This window comes from Spiroplasma endosymbiont of Andrena trimmerana (assembly GCF_964019575.1).
In the GTDB taxonomy this organism is placed as follows: domain Bacteria; phylum Bacillota_I; class Bacilli_A; order Mycoplasmatales; family VBWQ01; genus Spiroplasma_E.
The window spans coordinates 121,515-138,296 of the sequence record NZ_OZ026455.1; the positions used below are offsets into that span (position 1 = coordinate 121,515).

The window sequence follows — 16,782 nt, forward strand, 5'->3', positions numbered from 1 at the left end:
TCTCCATTCTCTACTTAATAAATAATATTAATGATAATACTAACACGACTATTAAAATTAAACAAATAATGATAATACTAAATACTGTTAAACTTCACTTATAGTTATTCTTAATTTTAACTTTTTGTAATTCATCTTGAAAATTATTATGTTCTTGATTAATTTCTTTTAGTTCTTTATTAAGATCACTATTATTTATTTTATACTTTTTATATTTAAATTCTAAATTTTTAACAAAATTTTTGACATCATGAATTTTACTTTCTAAGTCTTTTTGAAATTCATTTATTTTATTATGCATACTATTAATTAACGTTTGATATTCCAAGTTAGTACTTATTAATGGCACATCAACTATTTCAAAATCAATATTTTCGCTATATTTTTTTAAAATATTATTAATATTTTCTAACATATTTTCCAATATTAATTTATCATTATCATCTAAATGTTGTTCATTATTTTTAATAAAATAATTTTCAAAATTAACTAAATTTAAATCAGAATTTAATTTTTGAAAAATTGGCTCAAAATATGATTTATCAATTTTTATTAGTTGCTGATAATAATTTTCTATTTTTTGTTCTTGTTCTCAAAGCTTACTATTTTCTTTAATTTCTTTAGCAATTTGTTCACGTAAACTTTTATACTTTTCCATTCTTGTCATTAAAGCACCCACAAATTAATATTTAAAAAATTCCAATATTGATTTATTTTTAATAGTAATGATAATTTTCTTGATTATAACATAAATATATAAAATCATTATAATATACAAATTTAACTATTGATAATATTGATAATATTTTAAAAAATAATTGTTTTTACTTAGTTTTCTTTTAAACATTATTAAAAATAAAATATTAGAAAAATTTATATTTTTATGCAGGTATTATTTTTTTATTGTATATTCTTTTTTTCAATTATAGACTTAAATTAAGATTTACAAAAAATATTTTTATCTAATATCACTTTCACATTATTATAAATATCTTGCTATTATCGATATTAAAAATAAAAATATATTACATTAGGTAAATCTTAATTCTAAAAATAAACTAAAACTAAAAATCAAAATTTATTTTAGTAACAAAGGAGAATAAAATATGCAAAAAACTACATTTACTTTAGGACATTTAAAAATTGAACATACAACTACTACTGGAAATACTGATAGTAATAATATTAATGTACTAGATAACGTTGATCCTATTAGTGTGCAAGCTAACTTAAACAGTATGGTTCCATATATTAATCAAATATTAGAAGCTTTACCAGCTACAGAAAAAGTTGCGTTTTTAAAAGATGAACAATATCCAGATGGAACATTCGTATTAGTAACAAGTGCTGGTATAACACCAATTGTACCACAATATTTACTTACTAGACTTCAAGAAACAGCTCCAAAAGCATATATATTAGCACAAGGTCAACAATGAGGATGATCAATTGCTAATAAAACAGATGTTTCTATTAACGATTTAGAAAATCAATTTGAAAAACATACAAAAGAATGTTTAAATGCATATATAGCTTCAGGAGATGCACTAGACTATAAAATGGATTTTATTTACAAAGTTGTAGCAACCGTACCTAATGCACCACAAGTAACTGCTAATTCATCAGTTAAATTCCACTTTACTGTTAAAGCAGTTAAAAAAGCGTAATTAAATAATTTTAGTAATTCATAAAATATAATATTTTTTATATTTTCTTAGTACCTAGGTCAATTTAGTATTACTAAATTGACCTAGGTTATATTATTAAATAAAAGGAGAAACACTAATGAACAATAAAAATATCAATGAAAAAATCAAAATTATAATGAAAACAAAAATAACCAATAACGAAGAAAAAAAAGAAAATCAAAATAACACTAATAATAACCATAAAGCCGTAAGATATAAAATACCTGTTTTTGGTTTTAATGATGTTAATCAAATTAAAGAAAACTTAAATAGTATGACTATTTATATTACTCAACTTTTAGACTTATCACCACTCACTAGAATTTTCTTATTAAAAAATAATGACTATCCAAGTGGAATGTTTGCAGTAAGGGATAGAAAAACAACAATAGAACAAAAATATAACATTATCGCTGAACAAGTAGCATTAGATTATATGCGTAATTTGTTTCAAGCAGCTTATAATCAAGCTAGTATTAATAAAACCTGAGAATGATTCATTAATGATTTAAACAATGTTACTATTCCAAATTTAACAAATTCATTTAAAGAACATTTAGAAAAATGCAGAATAAACGCAATTGAAGTAGGTGATCAATTTTTAAACTACAAAATGAATTATCCAATAACAATAAAGGTAATGATTGAAGGCAAAATTGTTGATGTAACTTCAAGTGAAACTTTTGAATATACTGTCAAAATTGCTGATTTTAATAATAATGATTAGATTCATTAGCTAACTAAATAAAAATACATAAATTCTAATAAATATTTATCAAAAATAATGTTACTCTTATTTTATTTTTTAGAAAATTTAAAAATATAATAATTATATAAAAAACAAATTATGCTTATAGATAAAAATATGGGAGTTAAAAATATTGTAAAAACAACACCACATCTTACATTTGAAATGTTAAATCAATCATTTAAATTATTATTAAATATATCTAAAATTCCATTTATATGAGAATACTCTTTATATTTTCCCGCGATTAATCCAAAACCATTAGTGACTAATTCTGTATGACTTCCTATTAACACTTTGCTAGTAAGTAAACTTAATCCAATTATCATAAATAAAATCCCAAGAATAATAATTGCTAAAATAAATCAATTAATTTTTTTATAATTTACCATTTTTTACCCCTGTTTCTTTTTTATTTTCTTAAGCAGAGAATTTACAATTACTTAATTTTGTAAATCATTATTTTTTATTTAATTTAATATTCATTAATTATACATACATTTATTAAACATTTCTGTTAAAAGCAATTTTAATTGCATTAATTATTAAAAATAAAAAAATTGATCATTGTTGATCAATAGTTTAGAGGTGAATACACATGAAATCAAAAGTTATTGTAATCACAGGTGCTTCTAGTGGTATTGGTATGGAAACAGCTAAGTTATTAGCAAGCGCCGGTCATAAATTAATTTTAGCTGCAAGAAGAGAAGAAAAACTTAAAGCATTAGTTACTAGTATTAAAAATATAAAAATGGTGAAGCAAATTATTTAGTAACTGATGTCACCAAACATCATGAGGTAGAAAAACTAGCACAATTTGCAATTAAAACATTTAATAAAATTGATGTTTGAATTAATAACGCAGGAATTATGATACTAACATCTTTAAAACAAAAAAACATTAAAGACTGAGATGAAACAATTGATGTCAATATTAAAGGAACACTTTATGGTATAGCTGCATCATTACCATTAATGTATCAACAAAATTCAGGTCATATCATTAATATTTCATCAATTGCTGGTCATTTTGCTCATGCTGGTGAAGCAGTTTACTCAGCAACAAAATGAGCAGTTAGAGCGATTAGTGAATCATTAAGAGAAGAAGTAGCAAAGGATAAAACTAATATTAGAATTACAGTAATTTCACCTGGAGCAATCAATACTGAATTATTGAATAGAGTAACTGATAAAGAATTTAGTTCTGAATTTAAAGAATATTATAAAACTTATAGCATATCTGCCGAACGAATAGCACTAACAATAAAACAAGCAATTGAATTACCCGCTGATGCTACTTGAAATGAAATTATTATTAGACCAACCAATGAAATAATGTAAAAATAAAAAAATAAAGAATATTTATCTAATTTTTGAATTTTAAAATACTTTAGACAATTCTTTATTATTTTAGGGTAGTAACACGTTAATGTTACTACCCTAAATTTATTATTTTTTAATTTTAAAAGAAAGAGAAATTTAATATTAAGAATTTTTATATTTTTAATTGTTTTAAGAAATTATTCTTTCAAAGTATTGTCACTATAACTTACAATTTTATTATTTAAATTTAAATTTTTATTAATACCAATATTGGCAATTGTATTAAGACTTGATATTGGTAATGTTTTTACTCTAAAAGATAAATCATAAATTTCAGTTTCATTTAAGACACGAAGTTCTCCGTTGATTAAGTATTCATCACCAATTCTAAAGTTTTTAATTCAAGTTGCACGATTAAGATCAGCATAACTAATATCTTCCTCGCGAAAACTTAAAATAGAATTATTATTAGATTTTTTCAATTTAATAATAGATAAGTTATCACCTAATAAGCCTAGGCTTTGCTCATGTTGTTCAATTGAATTTCTAATAATAGGAATTATTAAACATTTTTGATCAGGAGTTTGCGTTCAAATGATAACTGTTTCAAGTTTGCAACCATTACAATATTGATAATTACAATTTATATTTTCACATCTAGTTTCGTTAGTTGTTTTTGTTAATGGCACATTGGCAAAATAAATGCCACAATTTATAATATTCTGCATTTAATAAACCTCATTTTCTAAAGTTTTAATAATACTTTTACTATAAACAAACTTAATTACCATAAAAGAGTAAATTTGACCTTAAACTTAATACTTTTAAATTATAATGATATAAATTTTAAAATGTTTTTAATTATTAGTCTGTATAAATTTTGGTTTAAGGGTAAGTGGGAATATTAATTTATGAAATTGGAATAGATATTAAATTGAGTTTTTAAACTAAATTAAAGACTCATATCAATAAATTAAAATACAAAACCCTTACATGAAAATTACTCATATAAGGGCATAAAGCCAAATTTACAATTTTAAATTAATTAAACTGATGTTTTGTCCTAAAGTTTTAGGACAAATATAATAATAACAAATTTAAACCAAATTACAATAGAATCTCATACTGTATATAATATATTTTGATTAATCATTATTATAAATTATTATTAATGCTTTAATTAATTTTATAATATAAATATTATTTGCTGAGTTATACTTGTAAGTGCAAGTAAATAAAATTGCAAAAAATTCTCATATAAAAATTTCATAATGCTAAATTTAGTTTAGAAAAAAGTAAGGAGTTTTTATATGAGTTATAAACATCTTGGCATAGATGAAAGAATTTATATTGAGAATCAATTGAAATTTAAATTTAAAATTAGTGAAATAGCTAAAAATCTTAATCGAAGTATTAGTACTATTATTCGAGAAATTAATAGAAATAAAGATAATAATCATTATTTTTCATTAATTGCACAAAATAAAGCTGAAAATCGAAAACAATCACATATTAGTTTTCATAAGTTTAAAAATAAGAATTTAGTAAAATATGTACAACAAAAATTACTATTAGGTTGATCACCTGAACAAATTTATGGCAGAATTAAAAATTTTCATAAAGAATGAGTTATTAGTTTTAAAACAATTTATACTTGAATTTATTTTGGAATGCTTGATAAAGTTACTAGTAAAAATTTAAGAAGAAAAGGTAAAAAACGAAAATCTAAAGAAAATCGTGGCAAGTTTAATGGTAAATCAATTAAAGAACGAGATATAAATGTTAATGATCGTATAACACTTGGTCATTGAGAAGGAGATACTATAGTATCATCACGAGGTAAAAGCAAATCATGTTTAATAACTTTAGTTGAAAGAGTATCACGATTTACTTTAGCAATATTAGTTAAAAACAGAACTACTAAAGTTATTAATAAAAATGTCAGTTATTATTTATCAATTCTTCCTAAAAACATTGTTAAAACTATTACTTTTGATCGTGGCAAAGAATTTTCAAATTGACAACAACTTGAAAAAAATTTAGATGTAAAAATTTATTTTGCCAATCCATATTCACCTTGACAAAGAGGTACTAATGAAAATACTAATGGTTTAATTAGAGAAAAATTTCCTAAAAAATTTATTTTTTCAAAAACTAATAAAAATGAAGTTCATAAATTTATATTGTCTTTAAATCAAAAACCGAGAAAAATACTAAATTATCTTTCACCAATCGAATATTTGGATAGAAAAATAATTTAGTTGCACTTACCTTTACAATTTAGCATTTTAAAAAACAAAAAAATAAATAAAAGCAGTACTTAAGTACTACTTTTATAATATAATTTCTCTAATTAAGTTAAAAAAATAATATTTTAAACTATAAATTAAAATTCATGCAAATTTAACTTTAAACTAGTAGTAAAATAACCTCTCACAAACTGAGTATCTTTTTCATTATTTGCTGTAACCGTTTCAACACTAACAAATTTAAAAATAAATGCTTTTTGATTTCAATCATAATCGTAACTAACTGTTTGCTGAACTTTATTCATATTTCCTTCATGTGAAATACTATTATCAATAAACTTTGTATCACTAGATACAATAACTGAATTCTTACTTTGATCATTATAATAATAATCTTTTCCATTTATATGAAAATCGACATGACTTTTTATATCAGTTAATTCTATATATTTTAATTTTGAAGGATCACTAAAAAGAACAATAACATTTTTTTCAAAAGTTTTAACTGTAGTTTCTCCATTATCAGCAAAAATAGGGTATTCAACAATATCAATTGGTTGTATTACATCATGTAAATTATCAACATTTATTAAATTGGAATTTTTTACATATGAATTTAATATCGAAGAAGTTGAAAATATTGATGCTGCTGATAATGCTATTGTTGTTAACATTGATAAATATTTTTTCATAAATAACACCTCTTTTTTAATAACTTCTTAAAATCTTAAGAAGTTGGATACATCATAAACCTTTCTTTTAAAGAAAACAATAAAAAAACATTTATTTATTATAAATGTTTTTTAATAATTTTTACGATTAAAATAAAAAATGAAATTCATTATTAGCGATTTTTTTGATAATTATATACTAACTTAAGTACTGTTTTTAAAGGTAATATTCTAATAATAGTTCTTGTAATTTTATTAGAAATTCCTGTAATAATAACACTTTTTCTTTTTGTTTTTAAGGCTGTTTGTAAAGACTTTTTAGCATAAGTTTCAGTATCTAAAACTGGTAATAATGAACTATAATGTTCTTTATTTCCTTTACCATTACTACTACGATTTCAAAATTCAGTTTTTAATGGACCTGGACAAATTGTAATTACTCTTACTTTACTTTTTGCTCTTTTTAATTCATAATTAACTGCAACACCTAAACTTCAAACATATGATTTAGAAGCATAATAACTAGCAAAAACAGGACCTGGACTAAAAGCTGCCATACTTCCAATATTAATAACACGACCATAATTATTTTTACTAAAACGTTGAACAAATAACTTTGTTAAAATATGTAAACAAGAAATATTTAAATTAATCATATTTAATTCTTGTTCTAACATACTATCTGCAAATGTTCCTCAAACACCATAACCAGCATTATTAATAACTACTGTTACATTTAATTCTTTTGATAACTCAAATAATTTATAAATATTTTTTAAATCAGATAAATCTAAATCATAATTTTTAACTTGTAAGTGTGGATACTTATCTGCTAATTCTAATATTTTTTTACTATCACGTGATACCCCTAATACGTGATAACCTTGTGCTAATAATGCTTGACAGTAATAATATCCCAATCCTTTAGACGCTCCTGTAACTACTGCTCACTGATTCAAAACAATTACTTTATTTATCATTTATATTAATACTCCTTTTATTTTTAGATATTAAACAATTTTTTACTATTTGAACTAATATAATTATAAGCACTAAAAATACTTAATACTGTAGCAACGTACATTGGTATCATTACTAATTGATTAATTAAACCATATTGATCATTATTACTATGACCATTAACACTACCATTTAAAAATCGTCAATTAATAAAAAATAAAATTGTAATTCCTAACATTTGTAATGCTGCCTTTATTCTACCATATTTATCAGCAGCCATTACTGTACCTTTAGTAGCCAAAATTTGACGAACTACATCAATAATAAAATCACGTAATACCAAAATAATTACCATTCAAACCGGAATTATAGTAGCACATGCCATTACAATTAAAACACCATTAGTTAAAAGTTTATCTGCAATTGAATCAAAAAATTTACCAAAAGTTGTTACCTGATTAAATTTTCTTGCTCATCATCCATCAATAAAATCACTAATGGCAGCAATAATAAATAAAATTGCTGCCATTAACCAACTAATCGGTAAACTATAACTATTAATATTAATACTTGTTATTCAAAGATGATAAAAATTATCATTATCTATTGGACCAATAATCATTAAACTAACAATAATTGGGACTAATATTAATCTTATTAAAGAAATAATATTGGGAACATTCATATTTAAAATCCTTTCATATAAGTTTATTTATAATATTTAACATTATTATGTACTTACCTTTTTTAGCATAATTTATAAAAAGTAAAACTTATATTTTTGATCTATTCATGAAATAAGTATATCGTTATTTTCTATATCTATCAATAATATACATTTATATATTAAAATAAATATTCTTTTATATACAATTTCTTAACTATTGTTTGTTTTTTATTTTTCTGATTTTTCTCTTTCGGCAGCAGCTTGTGGATTTTTTCTTTTCTCAATATAATAGAATAAACCAATATAACTTAAATAATAATCTTTATTAAAATCAATTAAACGTGAAGCATTTGTAACAGTTGCTTGTCCTGCCGGTTTACTTCCTCATTCATAAAACGGAATTAAACGTGTTTTTGCTGGATTATGTTTTGCTAAAAAAATAACAGCAGTATCAAAATCTAATTTCATTAACTCACTACCTGTAATTAATTTTTTACCTTGTAATGATGAATTAATATTATCAGCTTTTTTATCTTTATTACCAGAATGGCTATAATTAATAATTGTTTTTTCACCGAACATATCTGAATATTTATTAGCGGTTTGTAAATCCATAGTTTGCAAAAAAGTATGCAAAATACAGTTATTAAAAATAGTTTCTGCTGTTTCTTTACCATATTTTTGTGTTAATTGTTGTAAATCTTGCATAATCATCATGAAAAAAATATTACGACTTCGTGCAACAGTAATCATTTGTGCCATACTAGCAATCGTTGGTATATTACCAAACTCATCAAATAAAAAGTATAAAGGACGTGGTAATTTAATATCAGGTAAAGTACTTGCATAACGAATTGTATTTTTATATAACTGTGCAATAAACATTGATACAAAAGCATTACGTTCATTACTTTCATCAGGAACAACTAAGAAAACAGCACTTGGTTTTTTTACAATTTCATCTAAATTTATATCATTACTACAACTAATATTTCGCGTCACTGGATCAGTAAATAAACGTAATCCATTAGCAACCATTTGACTAATTGATCCCGCAGTTTCTTCAGCACCTTCTAATGCACCTAAACCAATTTGACGAGCTAAACTATGAGTTGGCATTTTTTTTAGAATTTCAACATATCGTTGACGATTAGTAGCAACAATAGCAGCATTTGACATACTAAAGTATTTTAAAGGAACATCAGGTTGATCTTCAAGTTGTTCTAGCATAAATAACATAATTGATTTAACAACTTGCATCGCTGATTGATTTCAAAATTTTTGTTTTGGATCTGATTCAGGAAATAAAGCTTCAACAATATCATTAATTCATGATAATGCCATTGATTCATAAGTAATTGATTCATTTAAAGGATTATTTTCTTTTTTTAAACGCATTGATTCTACATAAAAATCATATACTTTAACAAAAGGATTTCATGAATTAGATACTGATGTATCACGTAAATTAATAACATAAACATCGTAACCATTATCTTTTAATATTTTAGAATGATTTTGAAATAATTCTCCTTTTGGGTCAGTAATAACCATTGATGGTTTAATTTTCGATTGGGCATTTAAATATATAGTTGGAATAACTAATTTTTGAGTTTTACCACTTCCTGTTCCCCCAATTACAATATTATGAGCATCAGACTTAATATTAAATTGGACACCACCAATTTTAGTCTTTGTTGTTTGAACAACAATACCGTAATCATTTTCAACAGTTTTTGATAAAGGAAAGGTATTAGCAATTTCAGTGGGTGTTAATCAAGCAGCAGATCCATACACTTTATTTTTTGAATCACGTAAAAAGCGACTTTTATTATGAGTTTCACAATAAATTTTACATTTATGAATCATAAAGTAAGATAATAAAACTGAAAATTCAATAAGAAATAGAATTAAAAATATTAATCAATAATTAATAACATCCTGTATTAAAAATTTAAGTGTAAATGGTTGTTGATTATCTCCACTATGAGAAAACATGTTACGAACAAAGACTAAAGCATAAACTAATAAAGTATTTATTAATACTAAAAAGGGTATAACAATTATAATTACTGCTGGTAGTACTCATTTTTTTTGACGAATAAATTTCATTTTTATGTTCCTTTATTTTTTATATATTTTATAATAATTTATATTTTACCCATATTGGGAAATAACACCAGCAATACCTGATATTATTAATAATAAAATACCAATAGTTACATTACGTCTTCAATGATAACTTTTTTTCTTTTTAAATTCATTTTTTGTTTTTTTAAATTTCATGATTATTTCTCCAAGATTTTAATATTTTACTTTTTTATTCATCAGGATCTCCTCTTCTTGCATTCTTTCTAGTGTTATTTAAATTTACAAAAGGTTCAACAAAAGCACCCTTAGCCATATTATTTAATCCAACAAAAGGGCTTTTTAAATTATTTTTTGTATCTTGTCATTTAGTACCTTGATCATGAGAATTTTGAAATTTACCAATTCCTTTAGCAATTCCTTTAGTACCTTTACCTAAATAACCTGTTATACCATTTTTTAATAGTCCATTTGCTTTCTTTTGACTACCATCAGGATTTCTTCCATCTTTAGCACCACCAAATGCAATTTGTTTCCCAAGTTTTAATGCACCAGCACCACCTGCTGCAAGGCTAGCAAAAGTCCGAGCTTTACCCATAATATTTCCAGCAATAGCTGCTCCATTAGAATCAATAGCACTTTGTACACCTAAGTTTTGTGTTACTAAGTGATTAATAATTTTTTGAGTTCTTAAACAACTAATAGCACCAGCTGTACAAAATAACGTATATAAAACTTGTTTTTCAAGTCAACTAAAATTAGTATTATTAGTAATATCTAATATTGCCTTTGGTAATATTTGAAGAAAGATATAAATAGGTAACATCGTTCCTGGACCAATAATAAACTTACCTATTACCATTTCTTTTCAAACACCCAATCTTTTTCCTTGATCAACAGGCATCATAGAAGCAACAATTGGTGATATTGAAAATAAAAGTAATAAATCAATAATTCTTTCAACCAATGTCATTGATGCAACAAATAATACATATAAAGTAAATCACACCGCAATAATTTCAAGAATAAAGTTTCAATGTTTTAATTGAGAAATAGGTGGCATTGAATAAACACCAGGATCATGCTGAGCAGCATTAGCATCCGGAGCACCAATACCTCATAATAAATCAGCTAAACTAGCATTTTTTCCTAAAGCTGTAATTTGTAAAACTGCCAATAATCCTGTTATTAAATAATTTATAGTACTCATAAAAAATGGAATGAAAACAATTACTAAAAAAGCTAAAAATGTATTTTTTATAGCTTTACCTAATTTTTCTCTAATTGTATGTGTTTCAGTAAATTGAATAATAATTAATTGCATAATAAACATAATAAGTATTACGCCAATTGAAACAATTGCTAATGCTGAAAAAAATACTGGTAAATTTTTACTATTAAGTGGATCTTTAGTAAAATCTCCAAAAACTAAATTAGTTATCGCATCAGTTGTTAAATAATCAAATATGCCGCCATGACCATGATTAGGTGATCTCAATAAAATATCAATTAAATATAATGGTCCTTGAATGAAAATAAGTCAAGGTATAAATAATAAAGCTCCTAGTATAATATCTGTTAGTCAATCCATATTTTCATCTCTTTTCTCTTCATAACTTAATATTAAGTTAATATATAACTTTCTTTAGTTAGCTAGGAAGAATATTTGGATTACCACCAAAAGCTTGCACAAGAGCAATTATTATTGCTGATGCAGTAATGCCAATAATTGGTGCAATTAATGTATACATAAACGCTTTTTTAATCTCACTTCTACGTTGTGGATCATCACCAGCGGCCGCTAAATCTTTTGCCAATATAATTATTTTAAAAACACTAAATGCAATTAAAGCAGCAATTAGCAATCCTGCAACTGCCGAAACATAAGGTTTTGCTACATCAATGATTTTATTTATATCAGGTCCATCTGATAGATAATTAAAAATCATAAGTTTTTCCTCCTTAAATAATAAAAAAATAAAATTATTTACTAATCAAAATTGTTTATAAAGCATGAATTTATCTAATAATATAATAAGCCCTATTTTACTCCTTAAAGAGATAAATTAGGACTTACAGTCAAATTCATATGTTATAAATAATGTTGATACACTTTAATTATAGTTGGTTTTAAAATAAAGTAAATAAAAATTTTCAATTTTATCAACTTATTTTTTATTGTTTGCTGAATTATACTTGTAAGTGCAAGTAAATAAAATTGCAAAAAATTCTCATATAAAAATTTCATAATGCTAAATTTAGTTTAGAAAAAAGTAAGGAGTTTTTATATGAGTTATAAACATCTTGGCATAGATGAAAGGATTTATATTGAGAATCAATTGAAATTTAAATTTAAAATTATTGAAATAGCTAAAAATCTTAATCGAAGTATTAGTACTATTATTCGAGAAATTAATAGAAATAAAGATAATAATCATTATTTTTCATTAATTGCACAAAATAAAGCTGAAAATCGAAAACAATCACATATTAGTTTTCATAAGTTTAAAAATAAGAATTTAGTAAAATATGTACAACAAAAATTACTATTAGGTTGATCACCTGAACAAATTTATGGCAGAATTAAAAATTTTCATAAAGAATGAGTTATTAGTTTTAAAACAATTTATACTTGAATTTATTTTGGAATGCTTGATAAAGTTACTAGTAAAAATTTAAGAAGAAAAGGTAAAAAACGAAAATCTAAAGAAAATCGTGGCAAGTTTAATGGTAAATCAATTAAAGAACGAGATATAAATGTTAATGATCGTATAACACTTGGTCATTGAGAAGGAGATACTATAGTATCATCACGAGGTAAAAGCAAATCATGTTTAATAACTTTAGTTGAAAGAGTATCACGATTTACTTTAGCAATATTAGTTAAAAACAGAACTACTAAAGTTATTAATAAAAATGTCAGTTATTATTTATCAATTCTTCCTAAAAACATTGTTAAAACTATTACTTTTGATCGTGGCAAAGAATTTTCAAATTGACAACAACTTGAAAAAAATTTAGATGTAAAAATTTATTTTGCCAATCCATATTCACCTTGACAAAGAGGTACTAATGAAAATACTAATGGTTTAATTAGAGAAAAATTTCCTAAAAAATTTATTTTTTCAAAAACTAATAAAAATGAAGTTCATAAATTTATATTGTCTTTAAATCAAAAACCGAGAAAAATACTAAATTATCTTTCACCAATCGAATATTTGGATAGAAAAATAATTTAGTTGCACTTACCTTTACAATTTAGCGTTTTATAAAATTTTTTATTTAAATAAAATCATATTAATAAAACTTATAAGTTTTATTAATATGAAAGTATCTTTATATTTAATTTAAAATAAATTAACAATTATTGATGAAATCGATAATGTATAAAAAAATATACTAATTTTCAATTTCTTTATTTTTTATATTTTTAATTGCTTGTGTTTCAGCATCACTAACATTAATATTTAAACACATACGATATAAACTAGAAATAGCAAAAAGACATTCACCAACTTTAGCACGAGCAATAAAATCAGTTTCATTAGCAGAAATGCCACCATATGAAGAATACAATTCATTTAATGCCGCTAAATCATGAGGTTGTAAGTTTAATACTTTTAAATATTGACTTGAGTTAATAATAGCAGTAGTATATTTTTTAATTTCTTCAGAACCAAGAAAATCGTTAATATTTTGTGTAATAATATTTATCATACCTGTATACTTACGAATTCTCTTAACAATTTGATACATAAATAATAATGCTGCTGGAAATTCTTTATCAATAAGTAAATGGGCTTCATCAATAGTAATTGAAATTCATTGTTGTTTATTATTAATTTCATTATCATTTTTATTTTTTCGTACTTCATTTTCAATATATTTCAAAATTAAAAACATTTGAGCGTTAACTAAACGTTTATTCCCTGATTGCGTTAAAGTATATAAATCATAAACTTGTAATAAACTACTGCTATTAATATTAGTATGAGCATTTCATAAATTAGCATCAGTACCACCAGTTGCAAATCTTGATAATATAATTAGTAAATTTTTTAATTCATTTTTACTTCTAATCTCTTCTTCTTTAACCATATCAGATTCAATAATATCATATAAATCTTGAAAAATTGGAAATTGATTTGGTTTTAATAAATGAATTTTTGTTCGAGAAGTAATACCAAATTTTTCATACATTAAATTTACATAAATCATTAATAAACTTGATTCATTTCTCGTTAATCCACCAGTAGCAACGTTTAAAAATTGTTCTAAGAATTGCATATGTGGTGCTAAAATATCACGAGTATTATTATCATTAGTATTATCATCACTCAGTGCCAATGTAATTTGAAATGGATTAATATTGCCAGAAGAACCGTCACCAACATCAATTCAACTTCCATCATGATAATTACATAAATCGCGATATTCACGTTCAGGATCAATAACAATTACTTTATGACCAAGCATAATTTGATAATTTACTTCTTTTTTAGAAGTATAAGATTTTCCTGAACCACTAGTACCAATAATTAATTGATTATGATTTTTACGAGTACTACTTTTAGTTCTTTGATCAAAAAATACTTTATTACCACTTTCATTAAATCCAAGAAACAGTCCTTGTTTATCATTTAATTCTTGATTTAAAAAAGGAAAACTAGCACCTATTGTTAAACATGGCATTTCGTGACCTGTTTCTTTAAATCAATCAGCACTATCTGGCATTACTGATAAAAAAGCTTCTAATTGACGATAATATAATTTATCAAACTTCATATTATTGTTTTTTATTTCGTATTCGGCAGTACTAATATTTTGCTTAAGTTGCTTACGATCAGCACCATTAATTAATAAATACATATTAGTATTAAATATTTTTTCACCACCACCAGCAATTTGATCTAATAATTCATTTAATGATTGATAATGATAATCATAATCTCTTCGTTCTGATAATGATTTTGTCATAAAATTTAAAGTTGCTAAATTTTGCATAGCTTTATTCAATTGTTTTTTAGCACTTTCTTCACTGATACTATTAAAAGTAAAGATTAAACTAGTATTCGGAATATTTACTAAATTTGCTAATCAGACTGCTGAAACTTCAAATGGATAATCATATATGTTATAAACAGTTTGAAAACAATTAGCAAATTCTAAATTATTCTTATGAACTAATAATTCTTTAATCGCTAAATCATTAGTTAAATCTTTACTTTTAACAGTTTCTTCTTTTTTTGTAGTAAACATTTCTTCTAACGAAGCATTTTCATTAGAATTTATTAATTTACTATAAACAACCATCATTTCAAAACAATTAATATCACTAGCTTTAACACCACTACGACTGATATAATTTTTAAAAGCATTTACTTCTTCTTTTAATTTTTCTTGATTTGATGAATAAAAAAATAAGTAAAAAAATGGTTGCGTCATTTCATTTTGATTTTGAATTTCATTATTAGCATTAATTGCTGATATCATTTGAAATTTTCTTGCTAATTTTGCTTTTTCACTAATATTTTCTAAATCAATTTTTTCGAGTTGTTCTTTATAAAAATTAGTTTGTGCAGTTATATCTAAAGGCATATCAATCTTTATTAAAGACATAGAAATATTAATAATTTTAAAAGCTGCAGCTAAATCTTTAATTTTATTTGAGGCTTCTTCATTAGATAATAATGTAATATTAAAACCCTCCAATAATAAAGCTCTAGTATAATTTGTATTTTTCACATTTAATTGCATCACATTCTTACTAATAATTTTTTTAAATGGTACTAATATTTGTGAATTTTTTTCAGATTTATAATAACGATTTTTACTATGAAATTTAAATCATAATAAAATAATTTCTCATCCTTTTTTTCTTGGCTGTCAATAAAAAGTAAGCGGAATAGTAGCACAACCAACTAAAATAACAGCTAATATTTTAAAAATAATATCAATTTGCAATAATAAAATAATAATTGAAGCAAATCCAACTACCATTAAAATAATTAATAAATCAATTAAACCAACACTTCTCCAAATTTGTAATTTTACAAATTTAATAGTTTTAGGAATTAAAAATTTCATTTATCTTTTCTTTTGAAATTTCATTAGAATTTAGCGCTGAATTTGGTTTACTGTTTATTTTCTCTATCTTTATACTATTAACACGCTTCTTAAAGCCACAACGACTGCAATTAACTTGAATATTTATTCCTTCTAAGTAATCAGCTATCAAAATTACTCTACCACATCGATAGCAAGCAAAAGAATTTTGTGGCTTTTGAGCTAATCGAACAGATGTATACGTATCTTTCATAATCATTGTCTCCTAACTGAATTTAATTTGTTTACTAAACACAATTCAAAGTTATCTTGTTCCCTAAAT

17 protein-coding genes are annotated in these 16,782 nt (G+C 23.7%); 6 read left to right on the top strand and 11 right to left on the bottom strand.

Going from position 1 to position 16,782, the window contains the following annotated elements; all coding sequences use genetic code 4:
• Positions 1-10: 10 nt before the first annotated feature.
• Positions 11-667, bottom strand: coding sequence for a hypothetical protein (locus AACL03_RS00830; RefSeq protein ID WP_252320708.1), 657 nt, complete (start codon positions 665-667; stop codon positions 11-13).
• Positions 668-1,106: 439 nt separating this feature from the next.
• Between AACL03_RS00830 and AACL03_RS00835 the strand changes: the two genes are divergently transcribed.
• From AACL03_RS00835 to AACL03_RS00850, 4 genes are all read left to right on the top strand, one after another.
• Positions 1,107-1,667: a hypothetical protein gene (locus tag AACL03_RS00835; RefSeq protein ID WP_338957627.1), complete on the top strand. Its 561-nt coding sequence runs from the start codon at positions 1,107-1,109 to the stop codon at positions 1,665-1,667.
• A gap of 118 nt (positions 1,668-1,785) precedes the next feature.
• A complete protein-coding gene (locus tag AACL03_RS00840; protein WP_338957628.1) occupies positions 1,786-2,415 on the top strand; it encodes a hypothetical protein in 630 nt (209 codons plus the stop codon).
• A gap of 619 nt (positions 2,416-3,034) precedes the next feature.
• Positions 3,035-3,208 (top strand): SDR family NAD(P)-dependent oxidoreductase, encoded by a 174-nt coding sequence (locus tag AACL03_RS00845; protein WP_339038806.1) that lies wholly within the window; start codon positions 3,035-3,037, stop codon positions 3,206-3,208.
• Entirely contained in the window at positions 3,205-3,777 is a 573-nt protein-coding gene (locus tag AACL03_RS00850) for an SDR family oxidoreductase (RefSeq protein ID WP_339040157.1), read from the top strand. Before AACL03_RS00845 ends, AACL03_RS00850 begins: the two co-directional genes overlap by 4 nt.
• A gap of 179 nt (positions 3,778-3,956) precedes the next feature.
• Here AACL03_RS00850 and AACL03_RS00855 read toward each other — a convergent pair whose 3' ends face one another.
• The gene (locus AACL03_RS00855; protein WP_338957630.1) at positions 3,957-4,487 is read right to left on the bottom strand and encodes a hypothetical protein; all 531 of its coding nucleotides are present in this window, start codon (positions 4,485-4,487) and stop codon (positions 3,957-3,959) included.
• Between the two features lie 582 nt (positions 4,488-5,069).
• On the opposite strand from AACL03_RS00855, the gene AACL03_RS00860 reads away from it, so the two are divergent.
• A complete protein-coding gene (locus AACL03_RS00860) occupies positions 5,070-6,020 on the top strand; it encodes an IS30 family transposase (RefSeq protein ID WP_339038665.1) in 951 nt (316 codons plus the stop codon).
• 125 nt (positions 6,021-6,145) lie between these two features.
• On the opposite strand, the gene AACL03_RS00865 is transcribed toward AACL03_RS00860, so the two are convergent.
• From AACL03_RS00865 to AACL03_RS00895, 7 genes are all read right to left on the bottom strand, one after another.
• Positions 6,146-6,700: a hypothetical protein gene (locus tag AACL03_RS00865; protein ID WP_339038808.1), complete on the bottom strand. Its 555-nt coding sequence runs from the start codon at positions 6,698-6,700 to the stop codon at positions 6,146-6,148.
• A 152-nt stretch (positions 6,701-6,852) separates the two neighbouring features.
• On the bottom strand, positions 6,853-7,659 hold the full coding sequence (locus tag AACL03_RS00870; protein WP_338959534.1) for an SDR family NAD(P)-dependent oxidoreductase: 807 nt from the start codon (positions 7,657-7,659) through the stop codon (positions 6,853-6,855).
• Positions 7,660-7,682: 23 nt separating this feature from the next.
• Positions 7,683-8,324 (bottom strand): CDP-diacylglycerol--glycerol-3-phosphate 3-phosphatidyltransferase, encoded by a 642-nt coding sequence (gene pgsA / locus AACL03_RS00875; protein ID WP_339038809.1) that lies wholly within the window; start codon positions 8,322-8,324, stop codon positions 7,683-7,685.
• Positions 8,325-8,534: 210 nt separating this feature from the next.
• Positions 8,535-10,418, bottom strand: coding sequence for a VirD4-like conjugal transfer protein, CD1115 family (locus tag AACL03_RS00880; RefSeq protein ID WP_339038810.1), 1,884 nt, complete (start codon positions 10,416-10,418; stop codon positions 8,535-8,537).
• A gap of 45 nt (positions 10,419-10,463) precedes the next feature.
• On the bottom strand, positions 10,464-10,592 hold the full coding sequence (locus AACL03_RS00885; protein WP_338959541.1) for a hypothetical protein: 129 nt from the start codon (positions 10,590-10,592) through the stop codon (positions 10,464-10,466).
• A 34-nt stretch (positions 10,593-10,626) separates the two neighbouring features.
• On the bottom strand, positions 10,627-11,985 hold the full coding sequence (locus AACL03_RS00890; protein WP_339038811.1) for an Mbov_0396 family ICE element transmembrane protein: 1,359 nt from the start codon (positions 11,983-11,985) through the stop codon (positions 10,627-10,629).
• Between the two features lie 58 nt (positions 11,986-12,043).
• The gene (locus tag AACL03_RS00895) at positions 12,044-12,343 is read right to left on the bottom strand and encodes a hypothetical protein (protein ID WP_174480067.1); all 300 of its coding nucleotides are present in this window, start codon (positions 12,341-12,343) and stop codon (positions 12,044-12,046) included.
• A gap of 339 nt (positions 12,344-12,682) precedes the next feature.
• Here AACL03_RS00895 and AACL03_RS00900 point away from each other — a divergent pair, with 339 nt between their 5' ends.
• Positions 12,683-13,633, top strand: a complete 951-nt coding sequence (locus tag AACL03_RS00900; RefSeq protein ID WP_339038813.1) for an IS30 family transposase — start codon at positions 12,683-12,685, stop codon at positions 13,631-13,633.
• Between the two features lie 160 nt (positions 13,634-13,793).
• Here the strand turns inward: AACL03_RS00900 and AACL03_RS00905 are convergent, their stop codons facing one another.
• Both AACL03_RS00905 and AACL03_RS00910 read right to left on the bottom strand, forming a co-directional pair.
• Entirely contained in the window at positions 13,794-16,481 is a 2,688-nt protein-coding gene (locus tag AACL03_RS00905; RefSeq protein ID WP_339038815.1) for an Mbov_0397 family ICE element conjugal transfer ATPase, read from the bottom strand.
• Complete coding sequence (locus AACL03_RS00910; protein WP_174480064.1) at positions 16,462-16,713, bottom strand: hypothetical protein; 252 nt, start codon at positions 16,711-16,713, stop codon at positions 16,462-16,464. The genes AACL03_RS00905 and AACL03_RS00910 overlap by 20 nt, the downstream gene beginning before the upstream one ends.
• Between the last annotated feature and the right edge of the window lie 69 nt (positions 16,714-16,782).